Raw genomic sequence first — 405 nt, 5'->3', positions numbered from 1 at the left:
ACCTGACGCATACCGCTGAATTGCCACTTGGCGTGGCCGTGCCGCCGGCGGTGCTGGAGCGCCTCGAGCAGGCGCAGAGCGCCGACATGATGATGGGAAGCCTGGATTACGCCATCACGCTGGCGGTGATCAACGATACCGGCGAGCCGCTGCCGGTCACGGTGCTGTCGGCATGGGTAGGGGACCAGCCGGCCACATTGCAACCGATAGAGGTGCCGGCGGGTGAGGCGTTCGAGCTCCGCTTCTCTGATGTGCTGATCGAGCGCGCGGTGAAGACTGGCGAGGCGTCGGTGCTTGTCGATACAGACTACCTGGCTGCTCAGTTCAACGGGTAAGCCCGGCCATGAAGCTGAACTATATCGGCCCGCTGTGCGTGGGGCCCGAGCATCCGGCGGTTTCCCACCT

General features: G+C 64.7%; 1 protein-coding gene. It reads left to right on the top strand.

The annotated features are described in order from the left end of the window. The coding region (locus IOC61_RS15990; protein ID WP_195689739.1) for a DUF7424 family protein at nucleotides 1–335 on the top strand (335 nt) is incomplete at its 5' end. Between the last annotated feature and the right edge of the window lie 70 nt (nucleotides 336–405).

It is taken from the genome of Halomonas sp. KAO (assembly GCF_015595025.1).
GTDB lineage: Bacteria > Pseudomonadota > Gammaproteobacteria > Pseudomonadales > Halomonadaceae > Halomonas.
The sequence above is the reverse complement of the archived record's forward strand: the minus strand, read 5'-3'. Positions and strand labels throughout refer to the sequence as shown.